The 14,099-nt window shown below is 69.1% G+C and carries 15 protein-coding genes; 8 read left to right on the forward strand and 7 right to left on the reverse strand.

The features are described 5' to 3' along the window. Positions 1–20: 20 nt before the first annotated feature. Positions 21–1,361: an acyl-CoA dehydrogenase family protein gene (locus IM689_RS05080; protein WP_193643139.1), complete on the reverse strand. Its 1,341-nt coding sequence runs from the start codon at positions 1,359–1,361 to the stop codon at positions 21–23. A 185-nt stretch (positions 1,362–1,546) separates the two neighbouring features. Between IM689_RS05080 and IM689_RS05085 the strand changes: the two genes are divergently transcribed. After that, positions 1,547–2,029 (forward strand): GNAT family N-acetyltransferase, encoded by a 483-nt coding sequence (locus IM689_RS05085; protein ID WP_193643140.1) that lies wholly within the window; start codon positions 1,547–1,549, stop codon positions 2,027–2,029. A 67-nt stretch (positions 2,030–2,096) separates the two neighbouring features. Here IM689_RS05085 and IM689_RS05090 read toward each other — a convergent pair whose 3' ends face one another. Then, a complete protein-coding gene (locus IM689_RS05090) occupies positions 2,097–2,717 on the reverse strand; it encodes a type II toxin-antitoxin system PemK/MazF family toxin (protein WP_319803809.1) in 621 nt (206 codons plus the stop codon). A gap of 102 nt (positions 2,718–2,819) precedes the next feature. Here IM689_RS05090 and IM689_RS05095 point away from each other — a divergent pair, with 102 nt between their 5' ends. After that, positions 2,820–4,067, forward strand: coding sequence for an MFS transporter (locus tag IM689_RS05095; RefSeq protein ID WP_319803810.1), 1,248 nt, complete (start codon positions 2,820–2,822; stop codon positions 4,065–4,067). 19 nt (positions 4,068–4,086) lie between these two features. Here the strand turns inward: IM689_RS05095 and IM689_RS05100 are convergent, their stop codons facing one another. Next, positions 4,087–4,683, reverse strand: a complete 597-nt coding sequence (locus IM689_RS05100; protein ID WP_193643141.1) for a rhomboid family intramembrane serine protease — start codon at positions 4,681–4,683, stop codon at positions 4,087–4,089. Positions 4,684–4,836: 153 nt separating this feature from the next. On the opposite strand from IM689_RS05100, the gene lepA reads away from it, so the two are divergent. The 4 genes from lepA to IM689_RS05120 are packed head-to-tail and all read left to right on the forward strand — an operon-like array spanning position 4,837 to position 8,758. Then, positions 4,837–6,681: a translation elongation factor 4 gene (gene lepA / locus IM689_RS05105; RefSeq protein WP_193643142.1), complete on the forward strand. Its 1,845-nt coding sequence runs from the start codon at positions 4,837–4,839 to the stop codon at positions 6,679–6,681. Next, positions 6,678–7,499, forward strand: coding sequence for a tRNA (guanosine(46)-N7)-methyltransferase TrmB (gene trmB / locus IM689_RS05110; protein ID WP_193643143.1), 822 nt, complete (start codon positions 6,678–6,680; stop codon positions 7,497–7,499). The genes lepA and trmB overlap by 4 nt, the downstream gene beginning before the upstream one ends. Before the next feature lies 1 nt (position 7,500). Further along, positions 7,501–8,250, forward strand: a complete 750-nt coding sequence (locus IM689_RS05115; protein ID WP_193643144.1) for an SDR family NAD(P)-dependent oxidoreductase — start codon at positions 7,501–7,503, stop codon at positions 8,248–8,250. Positions 8,251–8,284: 34 nt separating this feature from the next. After that, the gene (locus tag IM689_RS05120) at positions 8,285–8,758 is read left to right on the forward strand and encodes a hotdog fold domain-containing protein (protein WP_129665318.1); all 474 of its coding nucleotides are present in this window, start codon (positions 8,285–8,287) and stop codon (positions 8,756–8,758) included. Between the two features lie 12 nt (positions 8,759–8,770). Here the strand turns inward: IM689_RS05120 and IM689_RS05125 are convergent, their stop codons facing one another. Continuing rightward, entirely contained in the window at positions 8,771–9,670 is a 900-nt protein-coding gene (locus IM689_RS05125) for a LysR family transcriptional regulator (RefSeq protein WP_193643145.1), read from the reverse strand. A gap of 86 nt (positions 9,671–9,756) precedes the next feature. Here IM689_RS05125 and IM689_RS05130 point away from each other — a divergent pair, with 86 nt between their 5' ends. After that, on the forward strand, positions 9,757–10,788 hold the full coding sequence (locus tag IM689_RS05130; protein WP_193643146.1) for a YeiH family protein: 1,032 nt from the start codon (positions 9,757–9,759) through the stop codon (positions 10,786–10,788). 33 nt (positions 10,789–10,821) lie between these two features. Beyond that, positions 10,822–12,054, forward strand: coding sequence for a radical SAM family heme chaperone HemW (hemW, locus tag IM689_RS05135; RefSeq protein ID WP_193643147.1), 1,233 nt, complete (start codon positions 10,822–10,824; stop codon positions 12,052–12,054). 73 nt (positions 12,055–12,127) lie between these two features. Here hemW and IM689_RS05140 read toward each other — a convergent pair whose 3' ends face one another. From IM689_RS05140 to IM689_RS14590, 3 genes are all read right to left on the reverse strand, one after another. Then, positions 12,128–12,586: a DUF4870 domain-containing protein gene (locus tag IM689_RS05140; RefSeq protein ID WP_193643148.1), complete on the reverse strand. Its 459-nt coding sequence runs from the start codon at positions 12,584–12,586 to the stop codon at positions 12,128–12,130. A 121-nt stretch (positions 12,587–12,707) separates the two neighbouring features. After that, complete coding sequence (locus IM689_RS05145; protein ID WP_047312056.1) at positions 12,708–13,589, reverse strand: DUF3097 domain-containing protein; 882 nt, start codon at positions 13,587–13,589, stop codon at positions 12,708–12,710. Positions 13,590–13,666: 77 nt separating this feature from the next. Beyond that, complete coding sequence (locus IM689_RS14590) at positions 13,667–13,969, reverse strand: response regulator transcription factor (protein ID WP_047312057.1); 303 nt, start codon at positions 13,967–13,969, stop codon at positions 13,667–13,669. Positions 13,970–14,099: the final 130 nt, after the last annotated feature.

Below are 14,099 nucleotides of genomic sequence, written 5' to 3' on the forward strand. Positions count from 1 at the left end.
GGGAGTGGGGGAGCAAGGCGTCAGACGCCCACGCCGCCCTCGAGGACGCCTGCGCCGCGCAGGTCGCGGTACCACCGCTCGTTGTCGAACTCCTTGACGAAGCCGTGGCCGCCGAGCAGCTGCACCGCGTCGCTACCGATCTGCGCGCCGTACTTCGTGACGAGCGCGCGAGCGTGCGCGATGGCCTCAGCGGCTGCTTCGGGCTTGCGGCCGGAGTCGAGACGAGCCGCCGCACGCAGCGTTGCCAGGCGCATGCCGTCGAGCTCGATCGCGATGTTCGCCACGGTGAACGCGACAGCCTGACGGTGACCGATCGGCTCACCGAACGCCTTGCGCTCCGTCACGTACTGCGAAACCTGGTCGAGCACGGCGCGGCCGGTGCCACACGCGAGAGCGGCCCAGGCGAGGCGGGAACGGCGGATCGCGTCGAGCGCGTCCTCGCTCGTGCCGAGCAGGTTGTCCGCGGAGACCTCGACGTTCTCTAGGTGCAGGCGGCCGGTGTGCGACGCGCGAACACCCATGGCCGGGTCGTCGCACACCTTGAGGCCCTCGGTGCCGGCCTCGACGATGACGAGGCGCAGGTCGCCGTCGACCTCGGCCGTGACGACGAACAGCTCGGCCGAGTCGGCGCACGGCACGAGGGCCTTCTCGCCGGTGAGAACGAGCTTGTCGCCGCGAAGCTCGCCCTTGGTAGCGGGCTTGCGCGGGTCGGCCAGCGGGCCGGCCTCGGCAATCGCGAGCGAGGCGACGGCAGGCTTCTTCTCGTCGGTGAACGCGGGAAGGTACGTCTCCTGCTGCGCCGACGAACCGTAGGAGGCAATCGCTCCGGCGACGGCGGCAGGCGCCATGATGCCGACCGCGAGACCCATGTCGCCGCGGGCGAGCTGCTCGAGCACGAGCACGTTCATGACGGCGGAGCGCTCCTCGGCGACACCGCCGAGCTCGGCGGAAAGGGACAGGAGCGTCAGGCCCATCTCGGCCGCCTGGGCGCGGATCTCGTCGGGCACGGCGCGGGCACCGTCGGCGTCGGCGGCTACGGGACGCAGAACCTCGTCGGCCAGTTCGGCGGCGACTCCGGCGATCATCGCCTGGTCCTCGGTCGGCGTGAGGTCGAACTCCCGACGCGGCTTCGTCGGGGCCGGACGTGCCGGCTCACCCGAACCGCTCTTCTTCGCGAACGCACGGCCCGCGGCAGTCTGAACCTTGAAGCCCTGCTTGCTGCCGTTGTAGAGCGCGCGCTCGACCTTGGAGCGCACGGCGGGGTTCTTGAGCAGGTCGTGCCCGCCCGCCTTGGCCAACAGTCGAAGAGCGACCGCCTGGCCCTTGTCGGCGATCGACGCCTTCGAGTTCGTGGAAGTCATCTCGGCCTTTCCTCTGGATCGTTGAGCGGCCCCCCGGCGGGCCAACTTTCCCTGAGGTTACCTGATCGTAGGTACGCGCGGTATCGGAAACTGTGAGTATCGGTAACAACCTCTTCGGCGCGTGGCTCTGTGCGTTGGGGACGGGGCGCCACGACGCTGGGGGGGCCGGGTCGTACCCTGGGCGCATGGTCACCGTCCGTCGCGCCGAACACTCCGACATCCCCGAGATCGTCCGACTCAAGGGCCTGCTCATGGAGGACGGTTGGCCATGGCACATCGAGCTCGACGACGCGTGGGGCGAGCGATGCGCGGCAGCCGCGGCGACCTTGCTCGACTCGCCGAACTACGCGTGCTTCGTCATCGACGCCGAGGAGGGTGCGGGCCCCGGCACACCGCTCGCATCGATCGTCTCGACGTCCGTGGAGCAGCACCTTCCCGGACCGGACGGATCGGGGCGTTCGGCGTACCTCGGTGACATGAGCACCGATCTGGTCTTCCGCGGTCGCGGCTACGGCAAGACCTTGCTCGACGCCGCGCTCGCCTGGTGTCGCGAACAGGACGCCGGGTGGGTGAGCCTGTTCTCCACCGAGAGTGGCCACTCGCTCTACCGCAAGGCCGGGTTCAGCCCGGTCGGGCCGTTCCAACACATGTCGATGGGCCTGGACTGACTCGTCTCGCGACCCGGCGCGGCATGACAGCGTCAGCGGCGTCGGTCAGACCTGTCGTCGTTCTTGGTCAGCGCCGTCCTGGAACGGCGGCGATGACCGACTCGAAGATCTCGCGATCCAGTGCCGTGCCCTCGCGGCGCACCGACGCCTCGTCGAGCTGGAGGATGCGGTCGAGGCGAACCTCGCTCGGACGCCCGGCGCGATCCCACGCGCCCGATCCGATGTCCATCCAGTGCCGACCGGCTCGTGCTTCCTGCGCGGCGTCGCGGTCGTGGTCCTTGCTCGTCAGGGGGAGCGCGAGCGTCACGCCGTCCTCCTGCGGGTGACGGGCGACGACGAGCACCGGCCTGTCCTTGCCCTGGGTGTGGTCCTCCTCGTAGGGCACCCACGCCCAGACGATCTCGCCGGGGTCGGGACGGCCGTCGTCCTTCGCCTGCCAGCTCGTGGCGGGCAGGACGCCATGCCAGTCGCCTCGATAGCCCGTGTCGGCGGGGGCGTTCGATGCAGGCGAGCGCCGCCCGCCGCCCCGTGAGTGCTGTGGCGTCGCGACGGTGCCCGGGGTCTTCGGCGCCTTCGATCGCTTCGCAGCACCGGAGCGATCCGAGCGCGATCTCCCGTCGAGAAGAGCCCTCATGCCCTCGCGCGCGAGGGAGGTAGCGACACGACCGGCCATCTGCTTGAGGTTCACGCCACGAGCCTAACGAGCGGGCCCGCCCTCGTGACGAAACACACGCGTCGGCAGCCCCGCGGACGGTACGAGGCACTCCTCGGCGGCTGGAACAATCGATAGGTGATCGAACCGACCGCGCTCCGCGACATCGCCGACCCCTCCGTCGTCGACGAGGGCAACGGCGCCCATCCGCGGGCCGGTCTCGCGATCGCGGCGCTCGCGCTCGGCGGCTTCGCCATCGGCACGACGGAGTTCGTCACGATGGGGCTGCTGCCCGACATCTCCCGCGGTCTCGGCATCTCGATCCCGCAGGCGGGCAACGCCGTCTCCGCGTACGCGCTCGGTGTCGTCATCGGCGCGCCGCTCGTCACGATGGTGTTCGCCAAGGTGCCGCGCAAGACGGTGCTCATCGGCCTCATGCTCGCGTTCTTCGTCGGCAACGTCGGGGCTGCTCTGGCTCCGAACTACCACGTGCTCCTCGCTGCCCGTGTCGTCTCCGGCATGCCGCACGGTGCCTTCTTCGGCCTCGGTGCGGTTGTCGCTGCGTCGCTCGTTGCCCAACACCGGCGCACCTGGGCCGTCTCGATGACGCTCGGCGGCCTCAACGTCGCCAACGTCATCGGCGTGCCGATCGCGACGTGGATGGGGCAGCGCATGGGATGGCAGTGGCCCTACGCGCTCGTGGCCGTCATCGGTCTACTCTCGGCGCTCGCCGTGTTGGCGTGGGTGCCTCACCAGGGGACGACGGGACTCGTCACGGCGAAGAAGGAACTCAAGGCGCTCACCCGACCGCAGGTGTGGTTCGCACTCGCCATCGGCATCGTCGGGTTCGGCGGCATGTTCTCGACGTTCAGCTACATCGCCCCGACGATGACCGAGTTGACCGGCTTCTCCGAGGCCACCGTGCCGCTCATCCTCGTCGTGTACGGCGTCGGCATGACGTGTGGCGCGCTCGTCTCCGGACGCGTCGCGATGCACGGGCTCATGCGCGGCATCTTCGGTTGCCTCATCGCGATCGCCGTCATGCTCGACCTGTTCGGGTACGCCGCGCACTACAAGCCGACGGCCGTGCTGTTCGTCTGGCTTCTCGGCTTCCTGCCGACGGTCATGGTGCCGATGATCCAGATCCGCCTCATGGACGTTGCCCACGAGGGTCAGTCGCTCGCCGCCGCGCTCAACCACGCGACGCTCAACTTCGCCAACGCCCTCGGGGCGTGGCTCGGCGGCGTCGTCCTCGACGCGGGGCTCGGCTACGAGTGGTGCTCGCGCGTGGGCGCCATTCTCGCTGTGTTCGGCGCCGTCGTGGCCGCGGCGTCAGCGTTCACCTCACGCCGTGAGGCGGCCTCGCAGCACGCGGCAGCTGCCTGACCTACCCTTCGGGGTTTGCTCAGAATCGACGACGCGAGCGCTTGTCGTTGATGAGCCAGGCAGACAGCAGCCCGCCGGCCGCGCCGCCGAGGTGCCCCTGCCACGACACGCCCTGTGCCCCGGGGAGAACGCCCCACAGGACGTAGCCGAACACGGCGAGGAGCGCGAGGCCGAGTGCAACCTCGGTCCAGCGCTTGCTCCACGCGCCGCGCACGATGAGGTAGGTCAGCCAGCCGAAGACGACGCCGGACGCTCCGGCCGTCGCAGAGTGCGGGGGAGTGAGGGCCCACGCCGCGAGACCCGAGCAGACCATGACGACGAGCGTCACCTGCACGGCCACCCGTCGTCCGCTGAGGCCGAGGAGGAAGCCGAAGGGCAGCAGCAGCGCCGTGTTGCCGATCAGGTGCGCCCACCCGTAGTGCGCGAAGGAGAACGTGAAGATCGACGGGAGGTCGGTGAACTCCCAGGCGCGCAACGACGCGAAGCGGTCGACGGCGTGACGCGTGATCACGTCGATGATCTCGACGACCCACAGCAGGGCCACGAAGAAAGCGGTGTCGACGGCGGAGGACCCTGCCCGTCCACCAGCCTGGCGCGTTCGCTCACGAAGGTCCATGGACCCATTTTGCCAACGCTGGGGAGCAAGTCGGGCACTGGAACGACGGCGGTGATCCGGTTCGCGCAGGCATGGAAGAATGAATGGTCACGTACTGTGCCGTCCCCGACGTAGCGCTCCAGACGAAATCGACGAGGTATTCAGTTGTCACCCATGGCCCGCAAGGCACTCGAGCCGGCCGCGACCCCGCCGGAGATGATCCGCAACTTCTGCATCATCGCCCACATCGACCACGGCAAGTCGACGCTGGCCGACCGCATGCTCCAGCTGACGGGTGTCGTCGAGCAGCGGTCCATGCGCGCGCAGTACCTCGACCGCATGGACATCGAGCGTGAGCGCGGTATCACGATCAAGAGCCAGGCCGTGCGCATGCCGTGGGAGCTCGATGGTCAGACGTACGCGCTCAACATGATCGACACCCCCGGTCACGTCGACTTCACATACGAGGTCTCGCGTTCGCTCGCTGCGTGTGAGGGCGCGATCCTCCTCGTCGACGCCGCTCAGGGGATCGAGGCTCAGACCCTCGCGAACCTCTATCTCGCGATGGAGAACGACCTCGAGATCATCCCTGTGCTCAACAAGATCGACCTGCCGGCAGCGCAGCCGGAGAAGTACGCCGCCGAGATTGCGGGCCTCATCGGCGCCGACCCCGACGACGTTCTCAAGGTTTCCGGCAAGACCGGCGAGGGCGTCGAGGCGCTCCTCGACAAGATCGTCGGCACGCTGCCCCCGCCCGTCGGTGACGCAGACGCCCCGGCGCGCGCCATGATCTTCGACTCGGTCTACGACACCTACCGCGGCGTCGTCACCTACGTCCGTGTCGTCGACGGCAAGCTCAACCCGCGCGAGAAGATCGCCATGATGTCCACGGGTGCCACGCACGAACTCCTCGAGATCGGCGTCAGCTCGCCCGAGCCGACCGCGACGAAGGGCCTCGGCGTCGGCGAGGTGGGTTACCTCATCACCGGTGTGAAGGACGTGCGTCAGTCCAAGGTCGGTGACACCGTGACGAACGCGGCCAAGCCGGCCGACAAGGCCATCGGCGGGTACTCGGACCCGAAGCCCATGGTGTTCTCGGGGCTGTACCCGATCGACGGTTCGGACTACCCGCTGCTGCGTGACGCCCTCGACAAGCTCAAGCTCAACGACGCCGCGCTCGTCTACGAGCCCGAGACGTCGGCCGCGCTCGGCTTCGGTTTCCGTGTCGGCTTCCTCGGCATGCTTCACCTCGAGATCACGCGTGAGCGCCTCGAGAGCGAATTCGACCTCGACCTCATCTCCACGCTGCCGAACGTCGTCTACCAGGTGACGACCGACGACGGCCGTGTCACCGAGGTGACCAACCCGAGCGAGTTCCCCGACGGCAAGATCGCCGACATCACCGAGCCGGTCGTGAAGTCGACCATCCTCATCCCGAGCGAGTTCATCGGTGCCGTCATGGAGCTGTGCCAGAACAAGCGCGGCAACCTGCTCGGCATGGACTACCTCTCCGAGGAGCGCGTCGAGATGCGTTACACGCTGCCCCTCGCGGAGATCGTGTTCGACTTCTTCGACCAGCTGAAGTCGAAGACGCGCGGGTACGCCTCGCTCGACTACGAACCCGCCGGCGAGCAGAGTGCCAACCTCGTCAAGGTCGACATCCTGCTCCAGGGCGACAAGGTCGACGCGTTCAGCTCGATCGTCCACCGTGACAAGGCCTACGGCTACGGCACGATGATGGCGACGAAGCTCAAGGACCTCATTCCGCGCCAGCAGTTCGAGGTGCCGATCCAGGCCGCCATCGGCACGCGCGTCATCGCTCGTGAGAACATCCGCGCCATCCGCAAGGACGTGCTCGCCAAGTGCTATGGCGGTGACATCTCGCGTAAGCGCAAGCTGCTCGAGAAGCAGAAGGAAGGCAAGAAGCGCATGAAGATGGTCGGCTCGGTCGAGGTGCCGCAGGAAGCCTTCATCGCAGCGCTGAGCCAGGGCGACGAGAAGCCGAAGGACAAGAAGTGAGCAAGCCCGGCTTCGTCCCGGGTTCGGTGACGCCGCCCGGTGACGAGGGTCAGGCGGCCGAACGCCCGCTCGCGCGGACCCGTTCGTTCACCCGCCGCGGCGGCCGCATGCCCGAACGTCACCACCGTGCGCTCGCCGACCACTCCGGGCAGTACGTCATCGACGTGCCGCGCAAGGAGGCCTCGACCGAACCGATCGACGGCTACCACGTCGACATGGAGCAGGTGTTCGGACGCACCGCGCCGCTCGTCGTCGAGATCGGTTCCGGCGCGGGCGATCAGGTCGTCTACGCGGCTGCCGAGAACCCGGGGACGGACTTCATCGCGCTCGAGGTGTGGCGCCCGGGCATCGCGCAGACGATCTCCAAGGCCGTCCACGCCGGCGTGACCAACGTCCGGCTCATCGAGATCGACGCGTCGGAGGCGCTCGACCGTCTCTTCGCGCCGGGCTCCGTTGCCGAGGTGTGGACGTTCTTCCCGGACCCGTGGCCCAAGAGAAAGCACCACAAGCGTCGCCTCGTGCAGCCCGGCTTCGCCGACGTCGTCGCCGACGTTCTCGTGCCCGGTGGCACGTGGCGCCTCGCCACCGACTGGGCCGACTACGCGTGGCACATGCGCGACGTCGTCGAGGGCTCACCGCGTTTCGACAACCCGCACGTGGGACGCCTCGCCGACCCCGGTGACCCGGACGTCGACCCCGAGGGTGCGCGTGGCGGGTTCGCCCCGCGCTTCGAGGGACGCACGACCACGCGCTTCGAGAACAAGGGCCTCAAGGTCGAGCGCGTCGTGCGTGATCTCGCGGTGACTCGGGCGAACTGACGTGAGCTACCTCGACGACCTGTTCTCCCTTGAGGGGCTGAATGCCGTCGTCACGGGAGGGTCGTCGGGCATCGGGCGAGGTATCGCCACGGCCCTTGCGGGTGCCGGTGCGAGCGTTCACCTCGTGGCCCGGGACGCCGACAAGCTCGCCACAGTGGCCGCCGAGATCGGCGCGACGTGGGAAGTCTGCGACGTCGGTGATGCGAACGCGCTGGCGAACCTGGCTGTCGGAGCCGCGGTGCAGCACGCGGACATCCTCGTCACGTGTGCCGGCGTCAACCACCGACCGCCACTGGCGGACACGAGCGAAGAGCAGTACGCCGAGACGATGGCCGTCAACCTCGAAGCGCCCTACCGGCTCGGCCAGGCCGCAGGGCCACGCATGGCCGAGCGCGGGTACGGACGCATCCTCAACATCGGCTCGCAGCAGAGCTGGAGCGCCTTCGGCAACTCCGGCGTCTACGGCGTGACGAAGGCCGCCGTCACCGGGCTGTCACGCTCGCAAGCGGAGGCCTGGTCACGCTCGGGTGTCACGGCGAACACGATCGTTCCCGGATTCGTCGTCACCCCGATGACGTTGCCAACCGTCGCCGAACCGGGGCGCGAAGAGGCGCTCGCGACCCGCACCTTCGTCGGACGCAACGGCGTGCCCGAGGACTTCGCGGGCCTCGCGGTGTTCCTCGCGTCGCGGGCGAGTGGTTTCGTGACCGGCCAGACGATCGCGGCCGACGGCGGCTTCAGCGTCCACTGAGCGCTCGCTATTACTCGCGGGTAATCTGGTGGGTATGAACCAGACTCTCGCGCTCTACACGAAGCTCACGAAGAAGAACGAGAAGCTCGGTCGCGCAGCCTTCTCGGCCGCCTTCGCGCTCAAGGCGCCTTACTTCCGCACGATTGCGCCCGTTGTGAAGACCATGGAGCCGCACCGCGGCGTCGTGGCCATCAAGAAGTGGTGGGGTGTGCAGAACCACATCGGCACCGTCCACGCCATCGCGATTGCCAACGGCATGGAGATGGCCATGGGTCTGCTCGCCGAGGCCACGGTGCCCAAGGGCATGCGCTGGATCCCCAAGGGCATCCAGCTCGACTACGTCGCCAAGACCCCCGGCGATGTCGAGTGCGTCGCCGAGACGAGCCCCGAGGACTGGGCCAAGGAGCCTCCCTTCACGGTGGACGTGCGCATGACGGGACGCCTGGTCAAGGACGGCACGGTCGCCGTCCAGGGCATCATCCCGATCTACGTCTCCGCCAAGAAGTAACGCCTGACGCCGCTACGAGGCCGCCGCGATCGCAAGAAGCGACGTGGCGGCCTCGTTCGTCATCCGGCGCGGACCTGCCCACACGGCGCGCAGCTTCCGGCGCAGGTCGACGTCGCGGACGGTGATCTCGACGAGGGTGCCCGCGGCCAGGGCATCACTGATCGCGAGTCGGCTGAGGACGGCCGGCCCGGTGCCGGCCGACACGGAGACCTTGACCGCGGCGTTGCTCGACAGCTCCAGCAGTGGCGGAGCGCAGGTGCGCGGGCGCATCGCGCGGTCGAGCGCCACGCGGGTTCCGGATCCCGGCTCGCGGGTGACGAGGGCCGTCGCGGCGAGTTCGTCCGCGTCAATACTGCGAGTTCGGGCCCAGGGGTGGTGTGCGGCGACGGCAAGGACGAGGTCGTCCGTGGCGACGACCGTCGAGTTGAGGCCGCGAGGGGCACCCGGGCCCTCGATGAACCCGAGATCGATCTCACCGGAGCGAGCGGCGCTGAGCACGTCGGTCGTGTTGCCGACGGCGACGGAGAGGCCCGGCGTGGCCTCACCGGAATGGGCTTCGTGCCAGCGCGCGATCCAGCCCGGCAGGAGGTGCTCGGCCACGGTCTGGCTGGCCATCACGGTGAGCGGTGCATCCACGCCGCTCACCAGGGCGGTGACGCCGGCGTCGAGATCGCGCGCGGCCTCCAGCACGCCGCGAGCCCACTCGACGACCATGAGGCCCTGCGTCGTCAGGGTGGCGCCGGTTGTGGCGCGGTGGAGAAGGGGCACGCCGACCGAGCGCTCGAGCCGCGCCATGCTGCGGCTGGCGTTGGGCTGCGCCGAGCCACAGGCACGTGCGCCGGCGCTGAGGGAGCCGTGGTCGGCCACGGCCACGAGCAGCTCCAGGGCTGCGAGATCCGGCCAGCTCTTCATCGGGCCAGCGTAACCGGCGTCCATATCCGCCGCATATACCAGCATGCTGAACATGGCACTACCGGCCAGGTCGTAGGCGTTCGAGGATGGGGAGCGTGACCCGACCCGAGCAACGCCGCGCAGAAACAGCGGCCCGAACTGCATCCCACCCAGTGGCCGGCGGTCTGGCCCTGGCGTTCGCAGCGGCGCTCGTCGGGTTCGTCGTGTCACGCATCAGCCCGCTGCTCAGCCCGGTGCTCGTGGCGATTCTGCTCGGCGTCGTCGCCGCCAACGCCGTGCGGCTCGACGCGTGGCGCCCTGGCCTCGACCTGGCCGGGAAGCGCGTTCTGCGCATCGGCATCGTGCTGCTCGGCCTCCAGCTCTCGCTCGGCGCCATCGCCTCGCTCGGCTTCGGTGTCATCGTCCTGGCCGTTGCTGTGGTGGCGCTCGGAGTGCCCTTCGGGCTGTGGTGCGGCAAGCGGCTCGGTATTGAGCCCACGCAGAGTCTGCTCACGGCGTGCGGGTTCTCGATCTGCGGCGCCGCAGCCGTCGCCGCAGCAGCAGGGGTGAGCGACGCCCGCGACGAGGAGGTCGCAACGTCGGTCGCGCTCGTCGTCGTCTTCGGCACGCTCATGATCCCGCTCGTCGCGCTGTCCGCCGCCTTGGGGCTCGACGATCACACCGCGGGCGTTTTCGCGGGTGCGAGCGTGCACGAGGTGGCCCAGGTCGTCGCTGCCGGGGGCCTCGTCGGGCAGGGGGCGCTCGCGGTGGCCGTCGTCGTGAAGCTCGCCCGCGTGCTCATGCTGGCGCCGTTGATCACCGTCATCGCCGTGCATCGACGTCGGACCATGGGCGGGGCAGAGTCCGGGTCGGCAACCCTCCCACCCCTCGTGCCGCTGTTCGTCGTCGGCTTCGTCGCAGCGGTCGTCGTGCGGAGCGTGGTGCCGATCCCGAGTTCCGTGTTGGACGGGGCGAAGGTGCTCCAGACGCTGCTGCTCGCCGCCGCGATGTTCGCTCTCGGCACGGGAGTGACGGCCAAGGCCATGCGTGCTGCCGGCGCGGCACCCTTCGCGCAGGCAGCGCTCTGCACCGTCTTCGTCGCCGCCCTCGGCCTGGGCGGGGCGTTGCTCGTCGGTTAGAGACGCTCCGCAGGCGGTGGGAGAATGCCACCCATGCCGCAGATGCCCGACGGAGAGCCCGCACCGAACGACGGAGCGCTGCCAGCCGACGCCCTCGCGAGCGTGCCGGGCAGCGCCTTCGCGATGTACCTGCACGTGCCGTTCTGCGTGACGCGCTGTGGGTACTGCGACTTCAACACCTACACGCTCACCGAACTCGGCGTCCCCGGCGCGAGCCTCGACACGTACGCGGGCGCTGTCGAACGTGAACTCGACCTCGCAGCGCGCGAGATGGGAAAGGCGCCCGGCGGCGTGCCGACAGTGCAGACCATCTTCGTCGGTGGAGGAACGCCGACGATGCTCGCAGCGACCGACCTCGTGCGGATGCTCGACGCGGCGCGCGAGCGGTTCGGCCTCGCCGACGACGCCGAGGTGACGACCGAGGCCAACCCCGACTCGGTCGACGAAACGTACCTGCGCGTGCTCGCCGAGGGCGGCTTCACGCGCATCTCCGTCGGGATGCAGTCGTCGGTGCCGCACGTTCTCGCGACGCTGGAGCGCACCCATGATCCGGCCAACGTCGAGCGCGCCGTCCGCGCCGCCAAGGCTGCCGGCCTGCAGGTGAGTCTCGACCTCATCTACGGCGCGCCGGGGGAGTCGCTCGACGACTGGCGGGCCTCGTTGGAGGCGGCGATCGCGCTCCATCCCGACCACATCAGCGCCTACGCGCTCGTCGTCGAGGAGGGCACGAAGATGGGCGCCCAGGTGCGCCGCGGCGAACTGCCGCTTCCCGATGACGACGACGAAGCAGACAAGTACGAACTGGCCGACGAACTCCTCGAGGCCGCGGGGTACCGCTGGTACGAGGTGTCGAACTGGGCGAAGGAACCGCGCTTCCAGTGCCGTCACAACCTGGCCTACTGGCGTGACGAACCGTGGTGGGGCGCGGGTCCCGGAGCCCACAGCCACGTCGGCGGGGTGCGCTGGTGGAACGTCAAACACCCGCGCGCCTACGCACAGCGGGTCGGTGAAGTAACCTCACCTGCGCTCGCGCGCGAGATCCTCGACGAGCGTCAGCGCTACGAGGAGAAGGTGCTCCTGCGCGTGCGTCTCGCTGAGGGGTTGCCGCTCGACCTGCTCGACGACGCGGGTCGTCGCGCGGTGGCGGGACTCGTCGCGGACGGTCTGCTCGAGGGAACGCCTGCGGTCCGTGACCGTCGGGCCGTGCTCACACTGCGCGGGCGGCTGCTCACAGACACCGTCGTCCGGCGGCTGCTCGACTACTGACCGCCGAACGTGAAGGGCCGGAACGTCACCCCAGAGATGTGACGTTCCGGCCCTTCGCGTTGTCGGCCCCGAGTCAGCTGAGCACGCGCAGCTGGAACGGGTAGCGGTAGGGGCGGCCGCTGCTCGCGTTGAGCGCGCCACGGATGTGGCACCACAGGGCAACCACCGTGATGACGAGCCACAGCGGGATCGCGACGACGATGCCGATGAACGTGATGGCGAACAGCCAGCCGACCCAGTAGAGCAACCACCAGGAGAGGTTGAAGTTGAACGCCCCGGCGGCGGCTTCACGCACGGCGGGTGACTTGTCCTTGTAGATGAACCACACGATGAGCGGGCCGAGCAGGCTGAGCGAACCGGCCGACACGACGGCCGCGACGAGTGCAGAAAGGTGGGCGACCACAGCGGCGCCCGTCTCGTCGGAGCTCAACTGGCGGGGCGTGACGCCCGCCTCGGTGGGCCGACCCTTGGGGTAGGCGTCGCCGTTGTGGCTCCACTGGGGGTCGGGGGTGGGGTAGGGCTGCTGGCTCATGGTGTCCTCACGACCTTGGATGCTTTGGTGAACATCGTTCCAACCTCAACGATGCCCTCCTCATTCCGTCGGCGCCATCCTGGGTGACCCTGGCTCGTCCCTGAGGCTGGGGCTCAGGGCGTCACTGCTGCTCGGGGTCGGTGACGAAGTCGATGAGTTCCTCGACTCGTCCGAGCAGTTCCGGTTGCAGGTCGGCGTAGGTGCGCACTGTGCCAAGGATCTGCTTCCAGCCCCGCGCGACGTCGGCCTGACTCTGGTGCGGCCACCCGAGCTCGGCGAGGATGCCGTGCTTCCACGACTGACCCTTGGGGATCGTCGGCCACTTGGACCACCCGAGGCGCTCGGGGCGCACCGACTGCCACACGTCGACGTAGGGGTGACCGACGATGAGCACGTGATCGCGGGCCTGCGGAAGTGCCTGGGCCTCGGCGACGATGCGGGCCTCCTTCGTGCCGGGCACGAGGTGGTCGACGAGGATGCCGAGACGGCGCCCCTTCTCGGGGCGGAAGTCGCGGATGACGGCGGCGAGGTCGTCGACGCCCTCGAGGTACTCGACGACGACGCCCTCGATGCGCAGGTCGTCACCCCAGACCTTCTCGACGAGTTCGGCGTCGTGACGGCCCTCGACGAAGATGCGCGAACCGAGGGCCACGCGCGCCTTGGCGTTCGGGACGGCGACCGAACCCGACGCCGTGCGTCCGGCCTGCACCTTGCGCTCGGCGAGTGCGGCAGCGTCTGCGGGACGCGGGGGAGTGAGGATGACGGGTTCACCGTCAACGAGGAAGCCACCCCCGAGGGCGAAGCCGCGGGTCTTGCCGAAGCGATCCTCGAGGAAGACGACGTGGGTTCCACCCGACTTCTCGACGCGAACGACGGCACCCACGTAACCGCTCTGGGCGTCCTCGACAACAACGTCGCGCTCGGCCGGCACCTCACGCGAGCGGCCGCGCTTGGGCGCGCGCCAGTCACCGGAGAGGACATCGGAGCCGTAGCGGTCGTTCATGGCAGTCAGGGTAGGCAAGCCCGACGCGGCACGGGCGGAGGCGCGCTGGGCGGGCGCAGAAGCGGCGCCGCCCACGGTCAGGACGAGCGGAGGAAGGTGAGCACCGCCGCCACTCGACGGTGCTCGTCGCCGTCGGTGTGCAGATCGAGCTTGGTGAAGATGCGTTGCACGTGCTTCTCCACGGCGCCCTCCGTGACGACGAGGCGCTTCGCGATGCCTCGGTTCGTCAGACCCTCGGCGATGAGCAGGTGGATCCACCAGCCTGCGAACAGGTAGACGCTGTCGCGCAGTGCACGGCGTGGGGACCACCGGAACTCGCGGTCCGTCGCCGAGCCGGCGGCGTTCGTGGGGACAGGGGCTGTGACGTCTGGAGTGCTCATCTCTTCGACGCTATGGAGAGGCACGGGGGCACAACCATCCTGCCTGCGGGCTTCTTGACGGTGGGGAAAACCCGACATTCCGGCCGGCCGCGGCCGCGACGCCCTGAGCGAACACGCCCGGAAAGATTTG

Origin of the sequence: Dermacoccus barathri (assembly GCF_015070805.1) — a bacterium.
GTDB lineage: Bacteria > Actinomycetota > Actinomycetes > Actinomycetales > Dermatophilaceae > Dermacoccus > Dermacoccus abyssi.